This window comes from Kitasatospora sp. NPDC051164, assembly GCF_044455625.1.
Taxonomy (GTDB): domain Bacteria; phylum Actinomycetota; class Actinomycetes; order Streptomycetales; family Streptomycetaceae; genus Kitasatospora.
On record NZ_JBITFB010000004.1, the window covers coordinates 384346 to 407002 of the forward strand.

Below are 22657 nucleotides of genomic sequence, written 5' to 3' on the forward strand. Positions count from 1 at the left end.
CGGTGCGCGGACGTACGGCCGGGCGCGGACGTAGGGCCGGGTACAGGCACGCGGCCGGGCGCAGACGTACGGCCGAGCGGGAACGGACGCCGTTGTCCGTTCCCGCTCGGCCGTGTTACGTACGCCGGTTCTCCTGCGCCGAGCTCCGGTGTACGCCCTCCCGGTGGGAGGAAGAGCGGTCAGTCGTGCCCGCGCGTGAGGAGGGGATGCCTTCCCTCCCTCAGCGCGAGTCGCTGCCCGCCGTCTCGATGGCGGCGCGGCCGGCCTCCAGGCGCGCCACCGGGATCCGGAAGGGGGAGCAGGAGACGTAGTCCAGCCCCACCTCGTGGAAGAAGTGGACCGACTCCGGGTCGCCGCCGTGCTCGCCGCAGACGCCGAGCTTGAGGTCGGGGCGGGTGGCCCGGCCGGCCTCGACGGCGTGCTTGACGAGCGAGCCGACGCCGTCGCGGTCGATGGTCTCGAACGGGGAGACCCCGAAGATGCCCTTCTCCAGGTAGGCGGTGAAGAACGAGGCCTCCACGTCGTCCCGGGAGAAGCCCCAGACCGTCTGGGTCAGGTCGTTGGTGCCGAAGGAGAAGAACTCGGCGGCCTCGGCGATCTGCCCGGCGGTGACCGCGGCGCGCGGCAGCTCGATCATGGTGCCGAGCTTGATGTCCAGCTGGACGCCGGTGGACTGGGCGACCTCGGCGAGCACGCGCTCGCACTCGTCGCGGACCAGCTCCAGCTCCTGGACGGTGCCGACCAGCGGGATCATCACCTCGGGGCGCGGGTCCCCGCCGGCCAGCTTGCGCTCGGCGGCGGCCTCGGCGATGGCCCGGACCTGCATGCCGAACAGGCCGGGGATGACCAGGCCGAGGCGGACGCCGCGCAGGCCCAGCATCGGGTTCTGCTCGTGCAGCTTGTGCACCGCCTGGAGCAGCCGCAGGTCGTTCTCGTTCGGGTCCTTGCGGGCCTCGGCGAGGGCGACGCGCACCGACAGCTCGGTGATGTCCGGCAGGAACTCGTGCAGCGGCGGGTCGAGCAGGCGGACGGTGACCGGCAGCCCGTCCATCGCCTGGAACAGCTCCAGGAAGTCGCTCTTCTGCAGCGGCAGCAGGGTGGAGAGGGCCTGCTCGCGGTCCTTGTCGTTGTCCGCGAGGATCAGGTGCTCGACCTCCTTGCGGCGCTCCTCACCGAGGAACATGTGCTCGGTGCGGCACAGGCCGATGCCCTGGGCGCCGTAGCGGCGGGCGCGCCCGCCGTCCTCGGCGTTGTCGGCGTTGGCGCGCACGGCCAGGCGGCGGCGGCCGTCGGCGTGCGACATCAGCCGGTGGACGGCCTGGACCAGCCCGCCCTGGACGTCGGCGCCGGCGTGCAGGGTGCCCTCGAAGTACTCGACCACGGGGGACGGCAGGACCGGTACCTCGCCGAGGTAGACCTTGCCGCTGGCGCCGTCGATGGAGACGATGTCGCCCTCGTGGACCACCAGGCCGTCGGCGGTGGTGAACTTGCGGGCCTTGGTGTCGACCTCCAGCTCCTCGGCGCCGCAGACACAGGTCTTGCCCATGCCGCGGGCGACGACGGCGGCGTGCGAGGTCTTGCCGCCGCGCGAGGTGAGGATGCCCTCGGCGGCGATCATGCCGTCCAGGTCGTCCGGGTTGGTCTCACGGCGGACCAGGATGACCTTCTCGCCGGAGCGGGACCACTTGACGGCGGTGTACGAGTCGAAGACGACCTTGCCGATCGCGGCGCCCGGCGATGCGGCGAGGCCCCAGCCGATCTGCTTGGACTCGGGGGTCGGGGCGAAGCGCGGGAACATCAGCTGGGCCAGCTGGCCGCCGGTGACGCGCATCAGGGCCTCGTCCAGGTCGATCAGGCCCTGGTCGACCAGCTGGACGGCGATCCGGAAGGCGGCGGCGGCGGTGCGCTTGCCGACCCGGGTCTGCAGCATCCAGAGCTTGCCGCGCTCGATGGTGAACTCGATGTCGCAGAGGTCGCGGTAGTGGTTCTCGAGCTTCTGCATGATCGCCATCAGCTCGTCGTACGACTTCTTGTCGAGCTTCTCCAGCTCGGACAGCTGCAGCGTGTTGCGGATGCCGGCGACGACGTCCTCGCCCTGGGCGTTGGACAGGTAGTCGCCGTAGACGCCCTGGGCACCGGTGGAGGGGTCGCGGGTGAAGGCGACGCCGGTGCCGGAGTCCTCGCCGAGGTTGCCGAAGACCATGGAGCAGATGTTGACCGCGGTGCCGAGGTCGTTCGGGATGCGCTCCTGGCGGCGGTACAGCCGGGCGCGGTCGCCGTTCCAGGAGTGGAAGACCGCGTGGACGGCGAGGTCCATCTGCTCGCGCGGGTCCTGCGGGAAGGCCCGGCCGGTCTCGCGCTCGACGATGCCCTTGAACACCTCGACCAGATCCCGGAGGTCGGAAGCGTCCAGGTCCAGGTCGTTGACGGTGCCCTTGGCGTGCTTGGCCTCCTCCAGGGCCTCCTCGAACAGCTCGCCGTCGACGCCCAGGACGGTCTTGCCGAACATCTGGACCAGGCGGCGGTAGGAGTCCCAGGCGAAGCGCTCGTTGCCGGACTGGGCGACGAGGCCGACCACCGAGGCGTCGGAGAGGCCGATGTTCAGGACGGTGTCCATCATGCCGGGCATGGAGAACTTCGCGCCGGAGCGCACCGAGACCAGGAGGGGGTTGTCGGCCTGGCCGAGCTTCTTGCCCATCTGCTGCTCGAGGGCCTCCAGGTGGGCGCTGATCTCCTCGTGGAGGGAGGAGGGCTCGCTACCGGTCTCCAGGAAGACCTTGCAGGCCTCGGTGGTGATGGTGAATCCCGGGGGGACGGGGAGTCCCAGGTTGGTCATCTCGGCCAGGTTCGCGCCCTTGCCGCCAAGAAGATCCTTGAGGTCCTTGTTTCCTTCGGTGAAGGAGTAAACAAACTTCTGCTGGGACGGCACGGGTCGGTCTCCTCGTACGCGGTTGCCCTGACGCCGGAGAACATACCCATTTCGAAGGCACTTCTCTGCCCTGAATAGGCCACCCGAGGCCGGTACCGAGAGGTAACCCGCTAGATCGAATGCACATAAAGGCGTTCACCTCTGTTGGTGAAATCGTCCGCCTGACGCTAGCCAGCGTTCAACTCTTGAAGACAACGAAACCCGAAGATCGCACGATTCGGACGCTGTGTAGCGACCGCGGGTCCGTCGCGTTGCCCCGGCTTGATTTCCTGCACCCGGATCGGCCGATCCCCGGATGGCGGCTTCGGGAAGCGATTCACGGCCGACCTGTCCATTTCGTCCACTGATCCGGCATCAGCCCCCGCGGCGTGTGGCAAGCGTCACCAGCGTGTCTCACCGCTCGAGCGTAGATGGCCTCCGCCGATCGTCGCACAGTGTCCAGAAACGTGCCCGTTCCGTGACAACCGGACGCCGAAAAGGAGCCCTCCTGTCCAGAATGGACAAGAGGGCTGGGACCTAGTGGCAATCGGACCGCGAGGGCCCATTTTGCCGTTCCGTACAGATCATCCGCCGGAGGTGTCCGATTCGGCGTCCTCACCCGGGCGGGCGCAGTCGTACGGATCGTCCAACCAGTTCTCCGGCAGGACCACCCGGCCGTTGCCGCTGGTCCGCCCGCGCGGGCCGTCCGCGCCGGCCGGCCAGCCCTGCGACTGCTCCACCTCGGACAGGGTTTCGGCCAGTTCGGCCAACGAGGACGAATTGGCGAGCCGCACCCGCAGCTCGGAGCCGACCGAGAAGCCCTTGGTGTACCAGGCGACGTGCTTGCGGAAGTCGATCACGCCGCGCGCCTCGTCCCCGATCCACTCGCCGAGCAGCTGCGCGTGGCGCACCATCGCCCGCGCCACGTAGCCGAAGTCGGGGCGGGCGTAGTCGACGTCGCCCTCGAAGATCGCGACCAGGTCCTTGAACAGCCACGGCCGGCCCAGGCAGCCGCGGCCCACCACGACGCCGTCGCAGCCGGTCCCGCGCATCATCCGCAGCGCGTCGTCGGCCGACCAGATGTCGCCGTTGCCCAGCACCGGGACGTGCGCCGGGACGGACTCGCGCAGCCGGGCGATCGCCGACCAGTCGGCCGTTCCGCCGTAGTGCTGGGCGGCGGTGCGCCCGTGCAGGGCGATCGCGGCCACGCCCTCCTCGGCGCCGATCCGGCCGGCGTCCAGATAGGTGAGGTGGTCGTCGTCGATGCCCTTGCGCATCTTCATGGTCACCGGCAGGTCGCCCGCGTTGGCGACGGCCTCGCGCAGGATCTCCCGCAGCAGGTTGCGCTTGTACGGCAGCGCCGAGCCGCCGCCCTTGCGGGTCACCTTGGGCACGGGGCAGCCGAAGTTGAGGTCGATGTGGTCGGCCAGGCCCTCGTCCGCGATCATCCGGGCGGCCTTGCCGACGGTCACCGGGTCCACGCCGTACAGCTGGATCGAGCGCGGCTTCTCGCTCGGGTCGAACGTGATCAGCTGCATGGTCTTGGCGTTGCGCTCGACCAGCGCCCGGGTGGTGATCATCTCCGAGACGAACAGCCCCTTGCCGCCGCTCTGCTCGCGGCACAGGGTGCGAAAGGGCGCGTTGGTGATGCCGGCCATCGGTGCCAGCACGACGGGCGGCCACACCTGGATCGGGCCGATGTCGAGCGGCGCGAACTCGGTGTCGGGCGCGGTGGGTGCGGGCGTGGCTGTCATGCGCGGCTGACCTCGGGTCGAGGGGACGGGACTCTCCATTGTCCCCCACCCGGGTGAGCGGCCGGCCCGGCGGCTGGACCGGGACGCCGCCGGGCCGGTCCGCGCGAGAGGCGAGCGCTACGACGGATTGATGGTGATCGACCCCGAGGTGACCGTGGCGTGGATGCGGTTGGGGCTGCCGGAGTCCGCCAGCTGCGGATCGATCCGGCCGCTGCCGGAGCCGATGTCGCTGGAGAAGGCGTAGCGGCTGCCCTTCGGCAGGGTCATCGTCAGCGAGCCGGAGGTGGACCTGGTGTCCACCTGCTGCGGCGCCTTGGCGAAGTGCAGCTCCATCGAGCCCGAGGTGGTCTGGGCCTCCACCCGCCGTGCGCTCAGGTCGGCGCTCTGGATCAGCCCGGAGGTGGCGTGCGCCTTCACGTCCCCGGAGGTGTCGACCAGCAGCAGTTCGCCGGAGGTGAGCCTCAGGTCCACGTTTCCGCTCAGGCCCTCCACCTGGACCGAGCCGGAGTCCACCGACCCCGTCACCTCGGTGGCGGCCGGCACCTCCAGCTCGAGGTCGGCGCCGCAGCCGACGTCCGCGACCGGCAGGATCTGCCGGCAGTGCACGCCGACGGTGACGACGCCGTCGGCGAGGACGGTCGACACCACCGGCTTGCGCACCATCCAGTCCAGCCGCTGGTGGACCACCACCCGGCTCTCCCGGCCCACCCGCACCTTGACGGAGGCGCTGCCGGTCTCCAGCGTCAACCGGTGGATCGTGACGTCGTCGTACGACCGGGTCGAGTTCGACTGCTGCTGCGCCGCCGTCGCCCAGGTCTGCAGTCCACCGACGGCCATGACCAGGACGGCCGCGAGCGTCCCGGTGACGCGCCAAGCCTTCGCCACGCCCACCGTTACCCGACCTCCAGGAACCGCAGCACCGCCATCACCCGGCGGTGACTGTCCTCGGCCGGCGGCAGGTCGAGCTTGGTGAAGATCGAGTTGATGTGCTTGGCCACCGCGCTCTCGCTGACCACCAGCGAGCCGGCGATCGCGGCGTTGGAACGGCCCTCCGCCATGAGCGAGAGCACGTCCCGCTCGCGCGGGGTCAGCTTCTCCAGCGGGTCCCGGTGGCGGCGCACCAGCAGCTGGGCGACCACCTCCGGGTCCAGGGCGGTCCCGCCCTCGGCGACCCGCTGCAGCGCGTCCACGAAGTCGTCCACATTGGCCACCCGCTGCTTGAGCAGGTAGCCGACCCCGCTGGTGTTGGTCGACAGCAGGTCGGCGGCGTAGCGCTCCTCCACGAACTGGGAGAGCAGCAGGACGGCGGTGTCCGGCCACTGGCGACGGATCACCATCGCGGCCTTCACGCCCTCGTCGTGGAAGCCCGGAGGCATCCGGACGTCCGCGACCACCACCTTGGGGCGGTGCTCCTCGACCGCGGCCAGCAGTTCGGTGGCGTCCCCGACGGCTGCCACGACCTCGAAGCCCACCGCCTCCAGGACCTTGACCAGGCCGACCCTCAGCAGGACCGAGTCCTCGGCGATCACAGCGCGCACGGCAACTCCACAGTGATGGTGGTGGGGCCCCCGAGGGGGCTGAGAACGGACAGCGTGCCGTCGACCGAGGCGGCGCGCTTGCGCAGACCGGTCAGCCCGGTGCCGCGCGAGGGGTCCGCGCCGCCCACGCCGTCGTCGCTGATGACCAGGCGCAGCCGGCCGCGGGCCGTCCGCACCGCGAGGTCGACCCGGTTGGCCCGGGCGTGCTTGGCCACGTTGGTGAGCGCCTCGGAGACGGTGAAGTAGGCGACCGCCTCGACGGTCGGGGCGATCGGCTCGGAGAGGTCGACGTCCAGCCGCACCGGCAGCGGGGCGCGCGCGGCGATGCCGGACAGCGCCGCGTCCAGGCCGCGGTCCTCCAGGACCGCCGGGTGCAGGCCGCGGACCAGGTCGCGCAGCTCGTCGATGGCCGCCTGGGCCTCCTCGTGCGCGTCGACGATCACCTGCATCACCTCGGGCGGGACGTCCTTGAGGGTGCGCCGGGCCAGGCCCAGGTTCATCGCCAGCGAGGTGAGGCGCTGCTGGGCGCCGTCGTGCAGGTCGCGCTCGATCCGGCGGCGCTCGGCGTCCACCGCGTCGACCAGCCCCGCCCGGCTCTCGGCGATCTCCTCGACCCGCCGCTCCAACGCCTCCGCCCGGCCGGGACCGAGCAGCAGCAGCGCCGCCCACACCTCCAGGCGGGCCATCAGAGTCGCCGGCCAGGCCATCGCCACCAGCAGCAGCACCCCGCCGATCGTCAGCAGGACGTCCAGCCCGGCCAGGTCCGAACGCAGCGTGGTACCGGCGGGCATCAGCCAGATCCAGCCGTACACGGTGGCCAGCACCAGGGCGGCGCCCCACACCCACACCACCACCAGCGCGGCCGCCGCCAGCAGCGGGCCGACCACCAGGTGGTGCAGGGTCTGGCGCCACGTCACGCCCAGCAGCCAGATCCGGCGCCCGGCGAGCGGGCGCGGCGGCGGCACCTCCACCCCGCGCAGGGCACGCAGCCGCCCGCGCTGGAGAGCGGTCAACGGGCGGGTGCACACCAGGACGGCGGCGAGCACCGGGAAGACCAGCTTGGACTCGGTGACGGCCAGCCAGACCGGCAGGGCCGACGGTATTCCGGCGGCTATGAAACGGGTGTCCCGCCAGGCCCCGGGCAACCACGAGCGGCGCCGCAGGCTCCTGACGAGTGCTCGGCGCAACGTGGTGGAGGGCATGGCCGACAGCGTAGGGCCCGGTGATCATCAGCCGCCATGAAGGGGGGTACCCGGTAGGGGTGTACCTGGATACACCCCCAATCCGGGGCGGGACACCACCGACAGGAGGGGGTGCCCGACGGAAAGCTTGAGCCCATGACGAGCACCGCATCGCACTCCGCCACTCCGCCGCACGGGCGGCCCGTCCCCGGGAACCACGGGGGTGCTCCCGGGGGCGCGCTCCTCCCGGCGTCGGAGCCGGAGGGGACGCTGTCCGCCGGAGCCGGGCCCTGGTCGGTCCGCAGCGTCGGGTCCGGCCGCGGCCGGGCCGCGCTGGAGCTGTACCAGCACGGCGAGTTGGCCGACGTCCTGGTCGCCGCCCGGCTCACCCCGCAGCTCCTGCGCGGGGCGCGGCGCAGCCCGTCCGGCGGGCGGGCCTGGCACGTGCTCGCCTGGGGCCGGCTGGCGGCCGACGGTACGGCGCCCTCGGTGGTGTTCGCCGGGCGGCGGGCGTTCCGGTCGGTCCGGTCCGCCGGGTCGGTCCGGTCCGTCCGGTCCGCCGTCGCGGCCGAGGTGGTCACGGTGGCCGGGCGGTTCTGGCTCGCCTGGGCCGAGGGGCCGTTCGACACGGTGCTGGTCGAACACCCGGCAGGCGGGCCGGCCGAGCGGCTGCCGCTGGAGCGGGTTCCGGCCCGTCGGGTCGGGGGCGCGGCGTGAGCACCGCCGTCCTCTCGGCCCGGCCCGTCGGCCTCTGCGCCCCGTTCGCCGGTTCGGCCTCCTCGTTCGTCCTGCCCGTGCGCTTCGCCCGGGTGCCCGTCATGGCGGCGGTCGCCCTGCTGCCCTGGCTGACGATCCTCGCCCTCTGCCACGAGACCCCGTGGGTCGTGCTCGACCTGGTGGAGTTCTCCGCCCTGCTCTCGCTGGACGCGCTGCTGCGCCGGCGCAGCCCCGCCGCGCTGTGGGCGGGCGCGGCGGTGGCCCTGCTGCTCACCTCGGACGCGCTGGCCGACATCGCCTGCGCCGGACCGGGGCACGCGGTGCTCGCGGCGCTGGCCATGGCGGGCTGCGTCGAGCTGCCGCTCGCCGTGGTGTGCCTGCTGCTCGGGCGGGACGCGGCCGTCCGCACCTAGACCCCGGTGGGCAGCCGGTCCATCAGGGCGCGGGTCCCGTCGTCCAGCGGGGTGTAGGTGATGATCCGGGTGCCGAGCGCGGGGCTGAGCCAGAAGTTGGTGTACTCGCAGCTCAGCAGGCCGACACCCGGCACCTGGAAGCGCTTGATGCCGTTGCCCGGCCGCATCACGTCGTGCCGCTGCCAGAGCTCCGCGAAGTCCGGCGAGGCCTTGAGCACGCGGGCCAGCAGCACCTTCCAGGCCGGCTCCGCGCTGTGGTCGGCCATCGCCGAGCGGAACCGGGCCACCATGCCGAGCCGTTCGGTCCGGTAGTCGACCAGCACGTCGCGGAACCGCGAGGGCGTGAACGCCATCCACATCAGGTTCCGGTCCTCGGGCGGCAGTGCGGCGAGGTCGCCGACGATCCCGGTGTACTGCGCGTTGTACGCCAGCACGTCGTACCGGGAGTTGACCACCAGAGCCGGGTACGGCGCCAGCTGATCCAGCACCAGCCGCACGCTCGGGGTCACCGAGGGGCACTCCTTGACCGGTGCCGGGTCGTCCGCGGCGGCCAGGGTGAACAGGTGCGCGCGCTCGCTCGGGTCCAGCAGCAGTGCCCGGGCCACCGCGTCCAGCACCTGGGTGGACACCTGGATGTCCCTCCCCTGCTCCAGCCACGTGTACCAGGTCACCCCGACCGCGGCGAGCTGCGCGACCTCCTCCCGCCGCAGCCCCGGCGTACGGCGGCGCCCGGTCATCGGCAGGCCCACCTGCTCGGGCGCGATCCGCTCACGGCGGCTGCGCAGGAACGCGGCCAACTCGTGCCGGCGGGCGTCGCCGGGATTGACCGGGGTGCCCGGGGTTCCCGGCGCGGCCGGGTGCGGCCCGGCAGAGCCGGTGCGGGCCTGGGTCGGACGGGCTTGCGCGGCGGGGGTCATCAGGCTCATGCTCCCCAGCATGCGGCAACCGTCAGCCTGTTGCCAGGTACTTCTTATACCTGGATAACCACACTCTGGTACCAGGGTACGGAGCGGCGCATCGTATGACCCGTGACCCAACAACTCGCCGTCGCCCCAACCCCGCACCGCATCGCCACCACCCCCGGCACCGCGGCCCCCCGCACCTCCGCACCCGGAACCGGCACTCCCACCCTTGCCGCGCCCACCCTCGGCACCGCCGGGCTGGTCACCGTCCTGCTCGGGGCCTTCCTGCCGATGCTCGACTTCTTCATCGTCAACGTCGCCCTGCCCACCATCGACAAGGACCTGGCCGCCGGGCCCGCCGTCCTGGAGCTGGTCGCCGCCGGCTACGGCATCGCCTTCGCCGTGCTGCTCGTCCTCGGCGGACGCCTCGGCGACATCTTCGGCCGCCGCCGGCTCTTCGTCGTCGGCGCCGCCACCTTCGCCCTCACCTCACTGGCCTGCGGCCTCGCCCCCGACGCCTGGTCGCTGGTCGCCGCCCGGGCCGCCCAGGGCGCCTCGGCCGCGCTGCTGATCCCCCAGGTCCTCGGCACCATCACCGCCGCCACCGACGGCGCCCGGCGCGGCCGCGCGCTCAGCGTGTACGGCGCGGTCGGCGGGATCTCGGTGGTGATCGGGCAGGTGCTCGGCGGAATGCTCGTCGCCGCCGACCTGTTCGGCACCGGCTGGCGCTCGGTGTTCCTGCTCAACGTGCCGTTCGCGCTGCTCGCCGTGGTGCTCGCGGTCCGCTACGTCCCGGAGAGCAAGGCCCCCCAGGCCGCCCGGGTCGACGTGCCCGGCACCGTCCTGCTCACCGGCACGCTGCTCTCCCTGCTCATCCCGCTGATGGAGGGCCGGGCCGCCGGCTGGCCGCTGTGGTCCTGGGTGCTGCTCGCGCTGTTCCCCGTCCTCGCCGTCTCCTTCGCCCTGGTCGAGCGCCGCGCCGAGCAGCGCGGGGACACCCCGCTGGTGCCGCCGACCCTGCTGCGCATCCCGGAGATGCGGCGCGGCCTCGGCATCGCACTCCCCTACTTCGCGGGCTTCGGCGGCTTCATGTTCGTCATCGCGGTCGCCCTCCAGCAGGGCCTGAAGCTCGGCCCGATCGCGGCCGGCTGGGCGCTCGTCCCGATGGCCGTCGGCTACTTCAGCGCCTCGCTCGCCGGCCCGCGCCTGATCGGCCGCTGGGGCAGCCGGGTGCTCAGCGCCGGCGCCGTCATCCAGGCCGCCGGCCTCGCCACCCTCGCCCTGACCGTCCTCGCCGACTGGGCGCACTTCTCCCCGCTGCGGATGGCCCCGGGCGTCGCCCTCGCGGGCATCGGGCAGGGCCTGATCGGCACCCCGCTGTTCCGGGTCGTCCTCTCCAAGGTGCCCGCCACCCGCGCCGGCGTCGGCAGCGGCGTCCTGGCCACCGGCCAGCAGTCCAGCCTCGCCCTCGGCGTCGCCACCCTCGGCACCCTGTACCTGTCGCTCTCCCCCAGCCTCGGCATGGGCCGCACGCTCGCCCTCTGCCTGGGCATCCAGCTCCTCGGCTCGTTCACCATCCTCTACCTGACCACCCGGCTCCCGCGCTCCATCGGCTGACCCCCAGGGCCTCCGGGCCCCGGGCGGCGGCGGACGGCCCCGCGATCGCACACCGATCGCGGGGCCGTCGGCGTTGCGCCGCCGGGTTTCTGGCCATGCGACCCTCGGCGTTGCGCTGCCGGTTTCCGGCGGTGCGGCCCGTCGAGCCGACCGCCGGTCCGCCCGGGCGGGGCGTGCCACCCGTTCGCGTGAAGTCGACGCACGTTCCTCGCAATCGCCGCACGTTCCGCCCTGCCGTGAGTCGCATGACAGCCAGAGTCCCCATCCGACAGCTCCAGCAGCACGCCAGCGAGTTGGTCGACCGGGTCGCGGCCGGCGAGCGCATCGAGATCACCCGCAACGGACGGCTGATCGCCGTACTCGCGCCACCGGACCCCGAGCAGCGGGTGCTGGAGGACCTCGTTCGTGACGGCACCATCGACCCGGAGAACGCCGCCACCGCCCGTGGCCTGGCCGACTGGTCCCCACCGGTGCTCGACGTCCGCCTCGGCTCGGCCGCCGACGCCCTCCACGCCATGCGCGAGGAGCAGGACCGGTGATCTACCTCGACTCCTGCCATCCTCAAACTCCTGGTCCCGGAGGAGGAGTCGGACGCGCTGCGCACCTACCTCTCCTCACACGGCTCCGAGGGCCATGCGACCAGTGCGCTGGCCCAGGTGGAGGTCCCGCGGGCGCTCATCCGAGTCGGCGCGACCCGGGAGCTGCTCGATGCTTCGGAGGAACTGCTCGACCGGCTGCTCCGGGTCCGGCTCTCCGACCCGATCCTCCGAGCCGCACGACAGTCCCCCACCCGGCACCTGCGTGCACTCGATGCCGCCCACCTGGCCAGTGCCGAGCACCTGGAACACGCGCTCACGGCGTTCGTCACGTACGACAAGCGCCTGGCCGAGGCAGCCGACGAACGGGACCTTCCGGTGGCCTCGCCGGGGGCGGTGCCGGGCACCGGCCCGGCATGATCCTTCGCCAGGGCGCCGGCTTCTGCGGACCCGGGCCGGTGGTCCGTTCGCGATCAGAGAAGACTGACGCCATGAGCTTCGTCCTGCTGTTCCTGCTCGCGCTCGTCGCCGCCATCGCCGGCGTCACGCTGTTCCTGGTGCGCCGGGGGGGGGAGCGGGCGCGGCGGCTCCACTCGGATGACGTGGCGGGGATGCTGATCGAACAGCAGCTGACCGTCCGGGCCACGCGCATGCGGGCGACCTATTCGAGTGTGTCCCTCCACAACGGCACCGCCCTGGTGACCGACGAGGTGCACCGGTACCACTCCTGACACCCGACCAGGGGCGGCATGAAGCCCCCGGCCCGGCTCAGCGGCACAGCGCCGTGTCCACGACGCTCTCCAGGTGCCGGGTCACGCCGTAGTCGGTCGGGACGGTGGTCACCGCGATGTTGACGGCGCGGCCGTCGTCGGTGGCACCGCCCCGGGTCTCGTACCCGGGGATGTCGCCGCCGTGACCCCAGTAGACCCCGCCGCAGGAGAGCGGCCGACTGAAGATCCCCAGCCCGGCGCCCACGCCGGTGTCTCCGACCGGGACGGTGGTGCGCATCTGGGCGAGCTCGGCCGGCGGGAGGAGGCGTCCGGCGAGCAGCGCGGAGAAGAACCGGTTGAGGTCGGAGTCGGTGGAGATCATCTGCCCGGCGGCCCAGCCCGCCGAAGGGTCCATCTCCGTGAAGTCGCGCAGCGGACCGTCGGCGGTGTCCTTCCGGTAGCCCTTGGGGTGGGCCTCCCGGATGGTCCGGTCGCCCACGGCGGGGAAGTAGGTGTGGCGCAGTCCGACGCGCCGGATGATGCGCCGGTCGATCTCCTCGGCGAGCGGCCGTCCGGTGGTCTTCTGGACGATCAGGCCGGCGAGCACGTAATTGGTGCTGCTGTAGCCGAACTTCTCCCCGGGCGCGAAGTCGGGCTTCTGCCGGAGGGCGAGGTCCAGGAGTTCGCGGGGCTCGAAGTACCGGTCCCGGAAGGAGGCTTCGTCAAGGAGACCCTCGTAGTCGGCCAACCCGCTGGTGTGCTGCAGGAGTTGGCGGACGGTGAGGTGCCGTCCGTCGATGCCATCGCCGCGGACCACGCCGGGGAGGTAGGTGTCGACCGGGGCGTCGAGGTCGATCTTCCCCTCCGCCACCAGCTGCAGCACGACAACGGCGGTGAAGGTCTTGGTGTTGCTGCCGATCCGCACCTGCCCGTCGACCGGCACCTTCGCCCCGCCGGCCAGGTCCCCCACTCCCGCCGTGTAGTGGCGGATCCGGCCGTCGCGGTCCCGTACGGTCGCGAGCGCGGCGGGCACACCGTCCGCCTGCACCAGCGCGTTCAGTCCCCGCTGTACGGGGTCCGGCCGGGCGCCGGCGGAGGCGCCGGGTGCCGCCAGGACGCCGGCCGCGACCGTCGCCGCGACCACGGCCGAGAGCGAGAGGGCCATGTGGCGGAAGCGCTGACGCATGAGTGAACTCCTCTGGGGTCGTGGGGAGTAGGGCCTCCCTGCTCACGATCGCCAGTCTGGTCGCACGGTTCGCGGACGACCTCCCCCGATCGAGGGAGCATCTTCGCCCTCGCCTCTCGCATTCCCCCTCGCCCTCGCCTTCAGGGCCGGGCGGGCCCGCGCAGCGGCAGGGTCCGGCTGTAGACGACACTCGTGGTCGTACTGCCGAAGCCGGCCAGTTCGTCGACGAGGGTCTCCAGGTGTTCCATGGAGGTCGCCGCGACCTTCAGGGTGTAGCAGTCGTCACCGGTGGTGCGCAGGCACTCGAGGATCTCCCGCCGCTCGGCGAGCAGCCGGCGCAGCGGCTCGTGGCGGTTGCCCGGGTACTTCAGCCGGACGACGGCGAGTACGGGGTAGCCGACCGCCGCGAGGTCCACCGACGCGTGGTAGCCGGTGAGGACGCCCAGCGACTCCAGGTTCCGGACGCGTTCGGTGGTGGCGGACGCGCTGAGGCTCACCCGCCGCCCCAGCTCGCTGAGGGAGATGCGGGCCTCCCCTTGCAGCTGCTCGATGATCGCCCAGTCGGTGTCGTCAAGATTCACGGCCATGGGGCGAATCTACCGGGAGAATCGCGGCGGCCGCCGCCCAGGACCGGGAAGACTCCGTTCCGGTCGCCATGATCACGGGGATAGCCTCGAAGCATGCAACTTGGCGTCAACGTACCCAATTTCGGGCCCGGGACCGATCCCGGCGTGCTGCGCGAGTGGGCCAGGACCGTGGAGGGGCTCGGCTTCGACCTCCTGATGGTGTCGGACCACGTGGCGGTGACCCCGGACGTGGCCGAGCGGTACCCGGAGCCGTTCTACGAGCCGTTCACCACGCTGTCCTGGCTGGCCGGGATCACCACCGGCCTACGGCTCGGCACGACCGTGCTCATCCTGCCCTACCGGAACCCGCTGCTGGTGGCGCGCATGGCCGGTACTCTCGACCGGCTCAGCGTCGGCCGGTTCGTCCTCGGCGTGGGGGTCGGCTGGGCGCGGCAGGAGTTCGACGCGCTCGGGGTGCCGTTCACCGCGCGCGGCCGGCTGACCGACGAGTACCTGGGCACGCTGCGGGACGCCTGGGGCGGGCAGGACGGCGGGCGGAACGGGTCCGTACCGGTCTGGGTCGGCGGCCACAGCGAGGCGGCGCTCCGACGGGCGGCCCGGTTCGGCGACGCCTGGCACCCGCTGCGGCTGCCGCTGGCCCGGATGCAGGAGGTGCTGGCCGGGCACCCGATGCCGGGCTTCGCGCCCCGCATCGCCCTGCGGCTGACGACCGCCCCGGTCGAGGGCCTCGAGCGGCCGGCCGGTGTCGGCAGCATCGAGCAGATCCTCGACGATCTGCGGCAGTTGCGTGATCTCGGCGCCGAGACCGTCGTGTTCGACCCCTACCACGGGGACCCGGAGGAGACCCTCCGGCCGCAGACGGCCTGGCAGGCCATCACCACCGTGGCCACCCACTGGAAGGCAGCAACCTCGTGATCACCGAAGCCGACGAGACCCTCCTGCGCCGGGCCATCGCCATCGCGGCCCGCGCCATCACCCTGGGCGACGCCCCGTACGGCTCCCTGCTGGCCGGTCCGGACGGCGAGATCCTCGCCGAGGCCCACAACACCGTGCGGCGCGACAACGACATCACGGCCCACCCGGAGCTGAAGCTGGCCCGCTGGGCGGCCCGCGAACTCGACCCGGAGACGACCGCCCGCACCACGATGTACACCAGCTGCCAGCCGTGCGGGATGTGCGGCGGCGGCCTCGTCCGCTCGGGCATCGGCCGGGTGGTGTACGCGCTGTCGACGGAGCAACTCGTGGAGCTCAACCCGGAGTCGGGGGCGTGGCCGGTGGTGGCGGAGGAGGGCCCGGCGCTGCACGGGGAAGCCCGGGCCCCCATCGAGGCCTACTACCGGCCCCGTTGATCGTTCGGAACGAGATCTCAACGGCTCTTGAGGAAGTCGATCTTGACGTCGAGCGCCAGCAGATCGTCGTCATCCACCGTGAAGCCGCGAACGGCGACGTTGAACTTCGCCTGCGGGGTCTCCCGCGGCAGGTCCAGGGTGAGGGTCAGCCTCGTGTCGCCCTTCGGGATCGGGCTCTTGCCGTCGCTGGTGTCGCAGGCCAGCTTGAGGCTGCCCTCACCGCGCAGTTCGGCGAGGAGGTCGAACTGCTTGGTCAGCACCTTGATCAGACCCAGCTTGACGGTGACGTCGACGTAGGCGCCGTCCGCGATCGGCTCCTGCACCGTCGCGTTGACGGTGAAGACACTGGTCTGCCCCGGGGCGGGAGGGTCCGGGGTGACCGTGATGCCGTTGATCTGCAACGGGTCCGTCGGCGAACCGGCGTTCGTGTAGTCCCAACCGGACATCGGAACCTCCATGGGTGACAAGGGGAGTTGAGCACGGCAACGGCTGCCCAGTCTGGTGCGCCGACGGCCCGCACCAACGCGACGCGCTATTCAAACCACTCGAACGGCTGATCCGCCCGCGAGGAGGCCGTTCAGGAGCTGGTCGACGTGGGCGGCGGCCAGGGCGAGTTCGAGGGGCTGGTGCTCGACCAGGAGGCGGTACCAGAAGAGCCCGAAGCGCCATGGAACGGTCACGCGAACGACGGCCACCGGTTCGCGGCCCACTCCCGCCAGTCCGCCCAGCCGGACGGCGGGCCGGCAGCGACCCCGAGGCCTTCCAGCTCCGCCGCGTCCGGCTCCTCGAAGTGCGCCCGCCCGGCCAGGATGTCCGCCTCTGTCATCGGGAACGTCTCCTCGGGAGTGGTCGCCCAGCGATGGGCGATCCGGGCACGCTGGGTCCCGTCGTCCACCGGCAGGTAGAGCATCCGGAAGCACGCCCCCTGGGACTCCACCAGCCAGCGGATCGCAGACCGCTCCTCCCGCGACCAACAGCCGTAGTCCACCACGACGTTGGTGCCCAGCCTGACCGCCTCCAAGGCGAGCCAGAGCATGCGCCCCTCCAGCACGTCTCGCTTCCCGTCCGCCTCCGAAGCGCCGAACAGCGGAATCATCCAGTCGTCGGGCGTCAGCCGCAGCGCGCCCTGCTCCTCGGCGAGCTGCCGGGCCATCGTGGTCTTTCCGGCCCCTGGCAGGCCGACCATCAGGAACAACGTAGTCACCGCGGGATCGTGACAGGGAAGCCGAGCGGACGGCCACCGCATTTTCCGCGCGGCCCCGACCTGCGACCATGGGCCCGTCGGCACATCGAGCAGGGGGACCGGACCGCATGGAGCTACGGCAGCTGCGCTGCTTCGTCGCCGTCGCCGAGGAACTGCACTTCGGCCGGGCCGCCGAGAAGCTGCTGCTCGGCCAGCCCGCCGTGAGCCAACAGGTCCGGCGCCTGGAGCGGGAGTTGAAGGTCGAGTTGTTCGACCGCTCGCCCCGGTACGTCCGACTGACCCCGGCCGGCGACCGCTTCCTGCCCGCCGCCCGGGACGTCCTGGCCGCCGAGGACGCCGCCCGCGCCCTCGCCGCCGACCTCGCCGCCGAGGCCGCCACACCCGCCGTGCTCCGGCTCGGCACCATCACCGGACTCGGCGAGCGGCTCGACCTGATCCTGGACACCTACCAGCGGCGGGCCCCCGGCGTGCGCGTCGAACTCCACTCCGCCCCGGTACGGGAACGGCTCGCCCGACTGGCGGACGGCCGCCTCGACGCCGCCTTCGTGCGCGGCGCCATCCCCGAGAGCAACACCGAACTCCGCTTCCTGCCCGTCTGGCAGGACGAGCTGGTGCTCGCCCTCCCCGCCCGGCATGCCCTCGCCGAGCAGCCCGACATCGACCTCGCGGACCTCGCCGCCCTGCCACTGCGGCTGACCGAACGCCGCAACCACCCGGCGCTGGTGGACCTGGTGACGGACGCCTGCGTGCAGGCGGGCTTCCAGCCGGTCCTCGGACCGGCCCACGGCGGCACCCTCCAGGACACCCTCGCCGCGATCGGCACCGGAACCCCGATGTGGACGGTGGTGTACGCCGCCAACGCCCGGATGACGAACACCCACCGGATCGCTTTCCGCCCCTGCCGAACCCCGCTGACCCTCCCGACCTCGATCGCCGTACGACGCTCCGCCCCGCTCCCTCGGCTGCTCCTGCAAGCCTGCCGCCAGACGGCCGTGACCAGCCCGACCAGCCCGACCAGCCCGACCAGGGACGATCAGGATTCGTGATCGCTGCCAGAGCGATTCGGGTCTGGGTGCGGGCGGCCCGATCGGGTGGACTGTTCTCAGCCGGAAAACCCGGCAGGAACACCCCACAGGAACCGGTCAGGAGCCGAAGATGCCGATCGTCACCATTCAGCAGGGCCCGCGCGAGGTCGAGCAGAAGCGCGAGCTGGTCAAGAAGGTCACCGAGGCCTTCGTGGAGGCCCTGGAGGTCCCCGCCGAGAGCGTGTTCGTGTGGATCCAGGAATACCCGGCCGAGAACTGGGCTGCGGCCGGCAAGCTCACCGCGGACCGGTAGCCACCGGCCAACGGACGACGGGGATGCGGCCGCTCCCACTCCGCCCGCCGCCGCCCGGCGGCATCGAGTGGACGGCCCGCCCCGACGACGTCGACCCTCCCCTGCTCGCACCTCATGACGTTACCGACCCGCCCCCGCACCTCCCTGCTCGCCGCAGCAGCATCCTCGGTCGCGACCGGGGCGGGCGCGGGGGCCGTCGACTCCCGTCCGCTGCGCCGCCACGACCCCGGCCGGGCCCGGTGCCGGGAAAACCGGTTGGCCCGAAAACCAGTTGGTCCGACCCCGCCATCGGCCTGACAATCCCCGGATGACCGATGACCAGAGCAAGATCCACCGGCGACGCGCGGCCCGCATGTCCTGCAAGCGGTTCCTCTCCGGCGACCGCATCATGAGCATCCGCGAGCGCCTCGCCCAACTCACCGCCCTGGACGGCCTGGACGTCTTCCCCGACTTCTACGGCAGCGACGGCCCGGTGCGACAACTGGAGGAACGGACCGCCGCTCTGCTCGGCAAGGAAGACGCGGTCTTCTTCCCCACCGGCACCATGGCGCAGCAGGTCGCCCTGCGCTACCACGCCGAACGCACCGGCAACCCCGCCGTCGTCCTCCACCCGCTCAGCCACATCGAACGCCACGAGCGCCACGCCTACACCCAGCTCACCGGCCTACGCGGCCTCTGGCCCACCACCGAGCAGCGCCAGCCGACCGCCGAGGAACTCCGCGCGCTCGGCGAGCCCTTCGGCACCCTCACGGTCGAACTCCCGCTGCGCGACCCCGGCTACCTCCTCCCCACCTGGGACGAGCTGACCGAACTCGTCGCCGCCGCCCGCGAAACCGGCGCCCGGGTGCACTTCGACGGCGCGCGCCTCTGGAACACCACAGTCCACTTCGACAGGCAGCTCGACGAGATCGCCGCCCTCGCCGACAGCGTCTACGTCTCCTACTACAAGGACCTCGGCAGCATGAGCGGGGCCGCTCTCGCCGGAGACGCCGCCCTCACCGCCTACGCCCGCACCTGGCGCCACCGCTACGGCGGCCAGCTCTTCCAGCAGTGGCCGGCCGCCCTCGCCGCGCTCCACGGCATGGACACCGTCCTCCCCCACCTCGCCGACTACACCCGCCATGCTGCGACGCTCACCCAGGCCCTCGCCGCACTCCCGGGCGCCCGCCTCTACCCGGAGGTCCCGCCGACCCACGAATTCCAGCTCTGGCTGCCGCACCCGGCCGAGGCACTGAACGCCGCCCACCTGACCCTCGCCGAGCAGGAGGACACCTGGTTCATCGGCTACTGGCAGGACGCCGCCCCCGGCCTCGCCATGGCCGAGGTCAGCCTCGGCGGACCGGCCCAGGGGTGGACGGCGGACGAGGTGACGGCGGTCGGACTACGGTTCCTGGAGCTGGCCGCGGCCGGCTGACGGGATCTCCCGAGGCACCCGGGCCAGGGCTGCGCGGATGCTGTCGGCGGCTTCGGGGATTTCGACTCCGAGTTCGCGTAGCCAATGAACAGTCTCGGCGATGGACAGGCGGGCCCGGCGGGCCGTCGTCACGAGGCAGGAGAGCGAACGGGGCCGACCCACCCCGCTGGTCAGTTCTGCTCAAGGTGATACGCCGCAATCAAACGGTTCGCGAGCACCAGACCCTTTGTGTCACTATGACGATATGAGCGAGATGCACGTGGGGAACCCTGCCGCCGTCCGCAGCCGTGAGGAGCTGGCTGCGCTGATGGCCGACGGGGTGCACCCGAAGTGGGTGATGTTCTGGGGGCACACCGCACGCAAGGACGGCGGCACCCGACAGGAGTGCATGAGCCAGTGGTGGCCCGGCGAGTTCACCGTCGACGGGGTGACGTACGCCTCCGCCGAGCACTGGATAATGGCCGGCAAGGCCCGGATGTTCGGGGACGAGGACATCGCGCAGCAGGTGCTGAAGGCCCGGACGCCCGCCGAGGCGAAGAAGCTGGGGCGGCTGGTCAAGGACTTCGACGACGAGGTCTGGGTGGCCGGGCGGTTCGAGCTGGTGGTGGCGGGCAACGTCGCGAAGTTCGGGCAGGACGAGTCGCTGCGCGCGTACCTGCTGGGCACCGGCAGCCGGGTGCTGGTCGAGGCCAGTCCGGTGGACCGGATCTGGGGGATCGGGCTCGCGGCCGACGACATCCGGGCGCAGCAGCCCAGCGAGTGGCGCGGGCTGAACCTGCTCGGCTTCGCGTTGATGGAGGCGCGGGCGCGGCTGGCCGCATGAGCACGGTCGCTCCGCTGCTGGACGGGACGGTGGCGGCTTCGGCCGCCGCCGCCCTGCTCCTGGCTCCGGGGGTGCCGAAGGCGTCGAAGACGCCAGAGGTGCCGGTGCTGCGGGCCGGGGCCCGGCCCAGCCGCCGGGGCGCGATCGGGCCGGAGGCGGTACTGGCCGCCATCGTCGCGCTCATCTACCTCAACCAGCTCCTGGTCGCCGTCTACGTGAACCGGGTCCACGGCGGGGACCCGTCCTTCATCGCCCGCTACCTGCCGCCCGGCTGGTTCGATGTCCCCCGCCTCAGCGCCCTCGACTCCCTCGCCGCCCGCTTCCCGGCGCCGGAACTGTTGGCGCCGTCCGTCCTGCGGGTGCAGGCGTTCCTCGAACTGCCGCTCGTCCTCCTGGCGTTCGTGTCGGTCGTCCGGCGGCTGGACCGCGAGCTGTACGTCCGGCTGGCCCGTTCGCCGCTGGTCCCGCTCGCCGCCGTCTCGTACACCGTGGCGTTCTGCGCGGTCGAGTGGGACCTGCGGAATCCGTACACCATGGACGACCTCGCCCTGCGCGTGCTCTCCGCCGCCGTCACACCGCAGCTGATCGTCTGGTTGGCCCGGCACGAACCGGCCGGCGACCGCCCCGCCCGCCGCCACCCGTTCCTCTTCGCGCTCGACCTGTGGGCGTACGGGCAGTTGATGCTGGTGCTGTACGACACCGCGCTGCTCTACAACCTCGCCCGGATCGGCGGCCATCTCCTCTCCGCCGCAGTCGCGTTGACGGTTCTCGTAGGCACCCGCCTCGCCGACAGCCGCCTCGCAGCCACCCGCCACACGGCCGCCCGCCTCGCGGCCCGCTCCGTCACACCGCCGGCCGCCCCCCGCACCGCCACCCTCACCGAGACCATCGGCCGGGCGCTCACGCTCTTCCTCGTCCCAGCCCTGGCGATCCGCTACGCCGAGACCTTCGGCACACCCCAACTCGCCGCGCTCGCTGGACTCTTGGTGATCGGATCGGCAGCCCGGCGGGACACCCTGCGCCTTCTCCTGCCCGCGGCCGCAGGTGCCGTGGTCGGGTATGCCGTCGCCGCCCTCGCCCCCGGCCCGTACTACGAGGCGACCCTCCTACGGAGCGCGACCGGCGCACTTCTTGCAATGACCGCCCTCTGCGCGCTCCTTGACACCACTCGGACACGACTGGTCGTGCGCTCTTAACTCCCCAGCCACATACCAACGCCAGGATGTCCTGCAGTCAGGGTCTGGATGGACAGGTTGGGGCGATCATGCGCATGCGGCCGACGGCACAACCCGCAGGCCAACAGCTGGGGGGCGAGCGACAAGCCGCCGAACTCCGCGCAGAGCTGGACGAGTTACTCCGTGCGAGCCGTTACGCGAGTCAGCGTGAACGGCGACTGAACGAGGCGATCCGGGCGAGCCCGGGGCGCCAGCGGCCGGACGGTGACCTGCTGCGGCAACTCGCCCAGGCCCGCACCCTCCGCGAGGGGTTGGGCGCCCGGTGCCTCCAACTCAGCGACCAGTTGGAGGCCTTGGAGACACGACTCAGACACGGAGAGCAGGACCCACACCAGCAGTACCCGCACCAGCAGTACCGACCGGAGCCGGAACCGGCGCATCAGCCGGAGCCGCAGCCGCAACCCTCGCCCCGGCAGGCCCCGCCCTCCCCCGCCCGCCCCGACATCGGCGCCCTCACCGAGCGGATCTCCACCCTCCACCGCACCGGCGCCCTCACCGAGGCCGAGGAGCTGCTCGACCAGGCGGCGGCCCGCCTGGAGCCCGCCGACGCCGCACTGTTGGTCGGCATGCTCGCCCAGTACGGCCCGACCGGTGCCTCCCTCCACCTCGCCCGCAGCACCGCGCAGGCCGCGCCCGAGCACGCCGTCGCCGTCCTGGCGGAGCTGCGCGAGCTGGGCCTGACCGTGGAGGCGGCCGAACTGTTCCACGCCTTCTGGGCCTACCCGGCCGCCTCCGTCCCGGGGCTCCTCTCGGCGCTGGAGCAGGCGGGGCAGAACGCGGACGGCGCGACGCTCCTGTGGGAGTGGGGCTCGGCGCCGACGCCCGAGCTGACGTCCCTCGCCGCCTGCCTCCAGCAGCACGGCCGCCCCGGCGACGTCCGGACGCTGCTGCGCCAGGCGGCCGGCCGTCCCACCGCCGACCTCGCCGACCTCGTCACCGAGCTGCCGCCGGCGCTCGCCACGGACCTACTGCAGGAACTGGCGGCGCTCCGCCCGCCCGTCGAACTGGTGCGCCTGGCGGCCGCGTTTGACGGCGCCGGCAGCCGGAACCTGTACGGCGAGCTGCTGGACGCACTCCGCGCCGGCGGGCCCCGCCACCGCACCACCCTCGCCGCCCTCCGCGCGGCCGGCCTGCCGACCACCCCGCCCACAGCCCCCCGCTCCCGCTGGGGACGCAGGTAACGGCTGCCGCCGCAGCGAGGCCGCACACAGCGGGGAGCCCCCGACCGCCCCGAGATCAGGGCGG

Annotated in this window: 25 protein-coding genes; 14 read left to right on the forward strand and 11 right to left on the reverse strand. The window is 72.3% G+C overall.

The window, feature by feature from the left end:
- Positions 1–220 precede the first annotated feature (220 nt).
- The 5 genes from ppdK to ACIBEC_RS08850 form a co-directional block, all read right to left on the reverse strand.
- The gene (gene ppdK, locus ACIBEC_RS08830) at positions 221–2929 is read right to left on the reverse strand and encodes a pyruvate, phosphate dikinase (RefSeq protein ID WP_360504231.1); all 2709 of its coding nucleotides are present in this window, start codon (positions 2927–2929) and stop codon (positions 221–223) included.
- Positions 2930–3492: 563 nt separating this feature from the next.
- A complete protein-coding gene (gene dusB, locus ACIBEC_RS08835) occupies positions 3493–4662 on the reverse strand; it encodes a tRNA dihydrouridine synthase DusB (RefSeq protein ID WP_360504233.1) in 1170 nt (389 codons plus the stop codon).
- 117 nt (positions 4663–4779) lie between these two features.
- Positions 4780–5547 carry a DUF4097 family beta strand repeat-containing protein gene (locus ACIBEC_RS08840; RefSeq protein ID WP_360504235.1) on the reverse strand — a complete coding sequence of 256 codons (768 nt, stop codon included), beginning with the start codon at positions 5545–5547 and terminating at the stop codon, positions 4780–4782.
- Positions 5548–5555: 8 nt separating this feature from the next.
- Complete coding sequence (locus ACIBEC_RS08845; RefSeq protein WP_360504237.1) at positions 5556–6200, reverse strand: response regulator transcription factor; 645 nt, start codon at positions 6198–6200, stop codon at positions 5556–5558.
- Positions 6188–7402, reverse strand: a complete 1215-nt coding sequence (locus ACIBEC_RS08850; RefSeq protein WP_360504239.1) for a histidine kinase — start codon at positions 7400–7402, stop codon at positions 6188–6190. Before ACIBEC_RS08850 ends, ACIBEC_RS08845 begins: the two co-directional genes overlap by 13 nt.
- Before the next feature lie 135 nt (positions 7403–7537).
- Between ACIBEC_RS08850 and ACIBEC_RS08855 the strand changes: the two genes are divergently transcribed.
- A complete protein-coding gene (locus tag ACIBEC_RS08855; RefSeq protein WP_360504241.1) occupies positions 7538–8098 on the forward strand; it encodes a hypothetical protein in 561 nt (186 codons plus the stop codon).
- The gene (locus ACIBEC_RS08860) at positions 8095–8511 is read left to right on the forward strand and encodes a hypothetical protein (protein ID WP_360504243.1); all 417 of its coding nucleotides are present in this window, start codon (positions 8095–8097) and stop codon (positions 8509–8511) included. The genes ACIBEC_RS08855 and ACIBEC_RS08860 overlap by 4 nt, the downstream gene beginning before the upstream one ends.
- On the opposite strand, the gene ACIBEC_RS08865 is transcribed toward ACIBEC_RS08860, so the two are convergent.
- Positions 8508–9437, reverse strand: coding sequence for a helix-turn-helix transcriptional regulator (locus ACIBEC_RS08865; RefSeq protein WP_360504245.1), 930 nt, complete (start codon positions 9435–9437; stop codon positions 8508–8510). The genes ACIBEC_RS08860 and ACIBEC_RS08865 overlap by 4 nt on opposite strands.
- Before the next feature lie 102 nt (positions 9438–9539).
- Between ACIBEC_RS08865 and ACIBEC_RS08870 the strand changes: the two genes are divergently transcribed.
- The 4 genes from ACIBEC_RS08870 to ACIBEC_RS08885 all read left to right on the forward strand — a co-directional run bounded on the left by ACIBEC_RS08870 (position 9540) and on the right by ACIBEC_RS08885 (position 12297).
- Positions 9540–11030 carry an MFS transporter gene (locus tag ACIBEC_RS08870; RefSeq protein ID WP_360504247.1) on the forward strand — a complete coding sequence of 497 codons (1491 nt, stop codon included), beginning with the start codon at positions 9540–9542 and terminating at the stop codon, positions 11028–11030.
- A gap of 245 nt (positions 11031–11275) precedes the next feature.
- Positions 11276–11569, forward strand: a complete 294-nt coding sequence (locus ACIBEC_RS08875; RefSeq protein WP_360504249.1) for a type II toxin-antitoxin system prevent-host-death family antitoxin — start codon at positions 11276–11278, stop codon at positions 11567–11569.
- A gap of 18 nt (positions 11570–11587) precedes the next feature.
- Positions 11588–11986, forward strand: a complete 399-nt coding sequence (locus ACIBEC_RS08880; RefSeq protein ID WP_360504340.1) for a type II toxin-antitoxin system VapC family toxin — start codon at positions 11588–11590, stop codon at positions 11984–11986.
- 71 nt (positions 11987–12057) lie between these two features.
- Complete coding sequence (locus ACIBEC_RS08885) at positions 12058–12297, forward strand: hypothetical protein (RefSeq protein WP_360504251.1); 240 nt, start codon at positions 12058–12060, stop codon at positions 12295–12297.
- 37 nt (positions 12298–12334) lie between these two features.
- On the opposite strand, the gene ACIBEC_RS08890 is transcribed toward ACIBEC_RS08885, so the two are convergent.
- Entirely contained in the window at positions 12335–13462 is a 1128-nt protein-coding gene (locus ACIBEC_RS08890) for a serine hydrolase domain-containing protein (protein ID WP_360504253.1), read from the reverse strand.
- Between the two features lie 140 nt (positions 13463–13602).
- On the reverse strand, positions 13603–14049 hold the full coding sequence (locus ACIBEC_RS08895) for an Lrp/AsnC family transcriptional regulator (RefSeq protein WP_360504255.1): 447 nt from the start codon (positions 14047–14049) through the stop codon (positions 13603–13605).
- A gap of 93 nt (positions 14050–14142) precedes the next feature.
- Here ACIBEC_RS08895 and ACIBEC_RS08900 point away from each other — a divergent pair, with 93 nt between their 5' ends.
- Positions 14143–14964, forward strand: coding sequence for an LLM class flavin-dependent oxidoreductase (locus ACIBEC_RS08900; RefSeq protein WP_360504257.1), 822 nt, complete (start codon positions 14143–14145; stop codon positions 14962–14964).
- Positions 14961–15398: a nucleoside deaminase gene (locus ACIBEC_RS08905; RefSeq protein WP_360504259.1), complete on the forward strand. Its 438-nt coding sequence runs from the start codon at positions 14961–14963 to the stop codon at positions 15396–15398. The genes ACIBEC_RS08900 and ACIBEC_RS08905 overlap by 4 nt, the downstream gene beginning before the upstream one ends.
- Positions 15399–15415: 17 nt before the next feature.
- Here ACIBEC_RS08905 and ACIBEC_RS08910 read toward each other — a convergent pair whose 3' ends face one another.
- The 3 genes from ACIBEC_RS08910 to ACIBEC_RS08920 all read right to left on the reverse strand — a co-directional run bounded on the left by ACIBEC_RS08910 (position 15416) and on the right by ACIBEC_RS08920 (position 16602).
- Positions 15416–15844: an ML domain-containing protein gene (locus tag ACIBEC_RS08910; RefSeq protein WP_360504261.1), complete on the reverse strand. Its 429-nt coding sequence runs from the start codon at positions 15842–15844 to the stop codon at positions 15416–15418.
- A gap of 90 nt (positions 15845–15934) precedes the next feature.
- Positions 15935–16078, reverse strand: a complete 144-nt coding sequence (locus tag ACIBEC_RS08915) for a hypothetical protein (RefSeq protein WP_360504262.1) — start codon at positions 16076–16078, stop codon at positions 15935–15937.
- On the reverse strand, positions 16075–16602 hold the full coding sequence (locus ACIBEC_RS08920; protein ID WP_360504264.1) for an ATP-binding protein: 528 nt from the start codon (positions 16600–16602) through the stop codon (positions 16075–16077). The genes ACIBEC_RS08915 and ACIBEC_RS08920 overlap by 4 nt, the downstream gene beginning before the upstream one ends.
- 107 nt (positions 16603–16709) lie before the next feature.
- Between ACIBEC_RS08920 and ACIBEC_RS08925 the strand changes: the two genes are divergently transcribed.
- From ACIBEC_RS08925 to ACIBEC_RS08950, 6 genes are all read left to right on the forward strand, one after another.
- The gene (locus ACIBEC_RS08925; RefSeq protein ID WP_360504266.1) at positions 16710–17648 is read left to right on the forward strand and encodes a LysR family transcriptional regulator; all 939 of its coding nucleotides are present in this window, start codon (positions 16710–16712) and stop codon (positions 17646–17648) included.
- Positions 17649–17688: 40 nt separating this feature from the next.
- Positions 17689–17940, forward strand: coding sequence for a 4-oxalocrotonate tautomerase DmpI (dmpI, locus tag ACIBEC_RS08930; protein ID WP_360504342.1), 252 nt, complete (start codon positions 17689–17691; stop codon positions 17938–17940).
- Positions 17941–18247: 307 nt separating this feature from the next.
- Complete coding sequence (locus ACIBEC_RS08935) at positions 18248–19354, forward strand: beta-eliminating lyase-related protein (protein ID WP_360504268.1); 1107 nt, start codon at positions 18248–18250, stop codon at positions 19352–19354.
- A gap of 244 nt (positions 19355–19598) precedes the next feature.
- Positions 19599–20177, forward strand: coding sequence for an NADAR family protein (locus ACIBEC_RS08940; protein ID WP_360504270.1), 579 nt, complete (start codon positions 19599–19601; stop codon positions 20175–20177).
- Positions 20174–21373, forward strand: a complete 1200-nt coding sequence (locus ACIBEC_RS08945) for a hypothetical protein (protein ID WP_360504272.1) — start codon at positions 20174–20176, stop codon at positions 21371–21373. Before ACIBEC_RS08940 ends, ACIBEC_RS08945 begins: the two co-directional genes overlap by 4 nt.
- A 68-nt stretch (positions 21374–21441) precedes the next feature.
- Entirely contained in the window at positions 21442–22593 is a 1152-nt protein-coding gene (locus ACIBEC_RS08950; protein WP_360504274.1) for a hypothetical protein, read from the forward strand.
- Positions 22594–22657 lie beyond the last annotated feature (64 nt).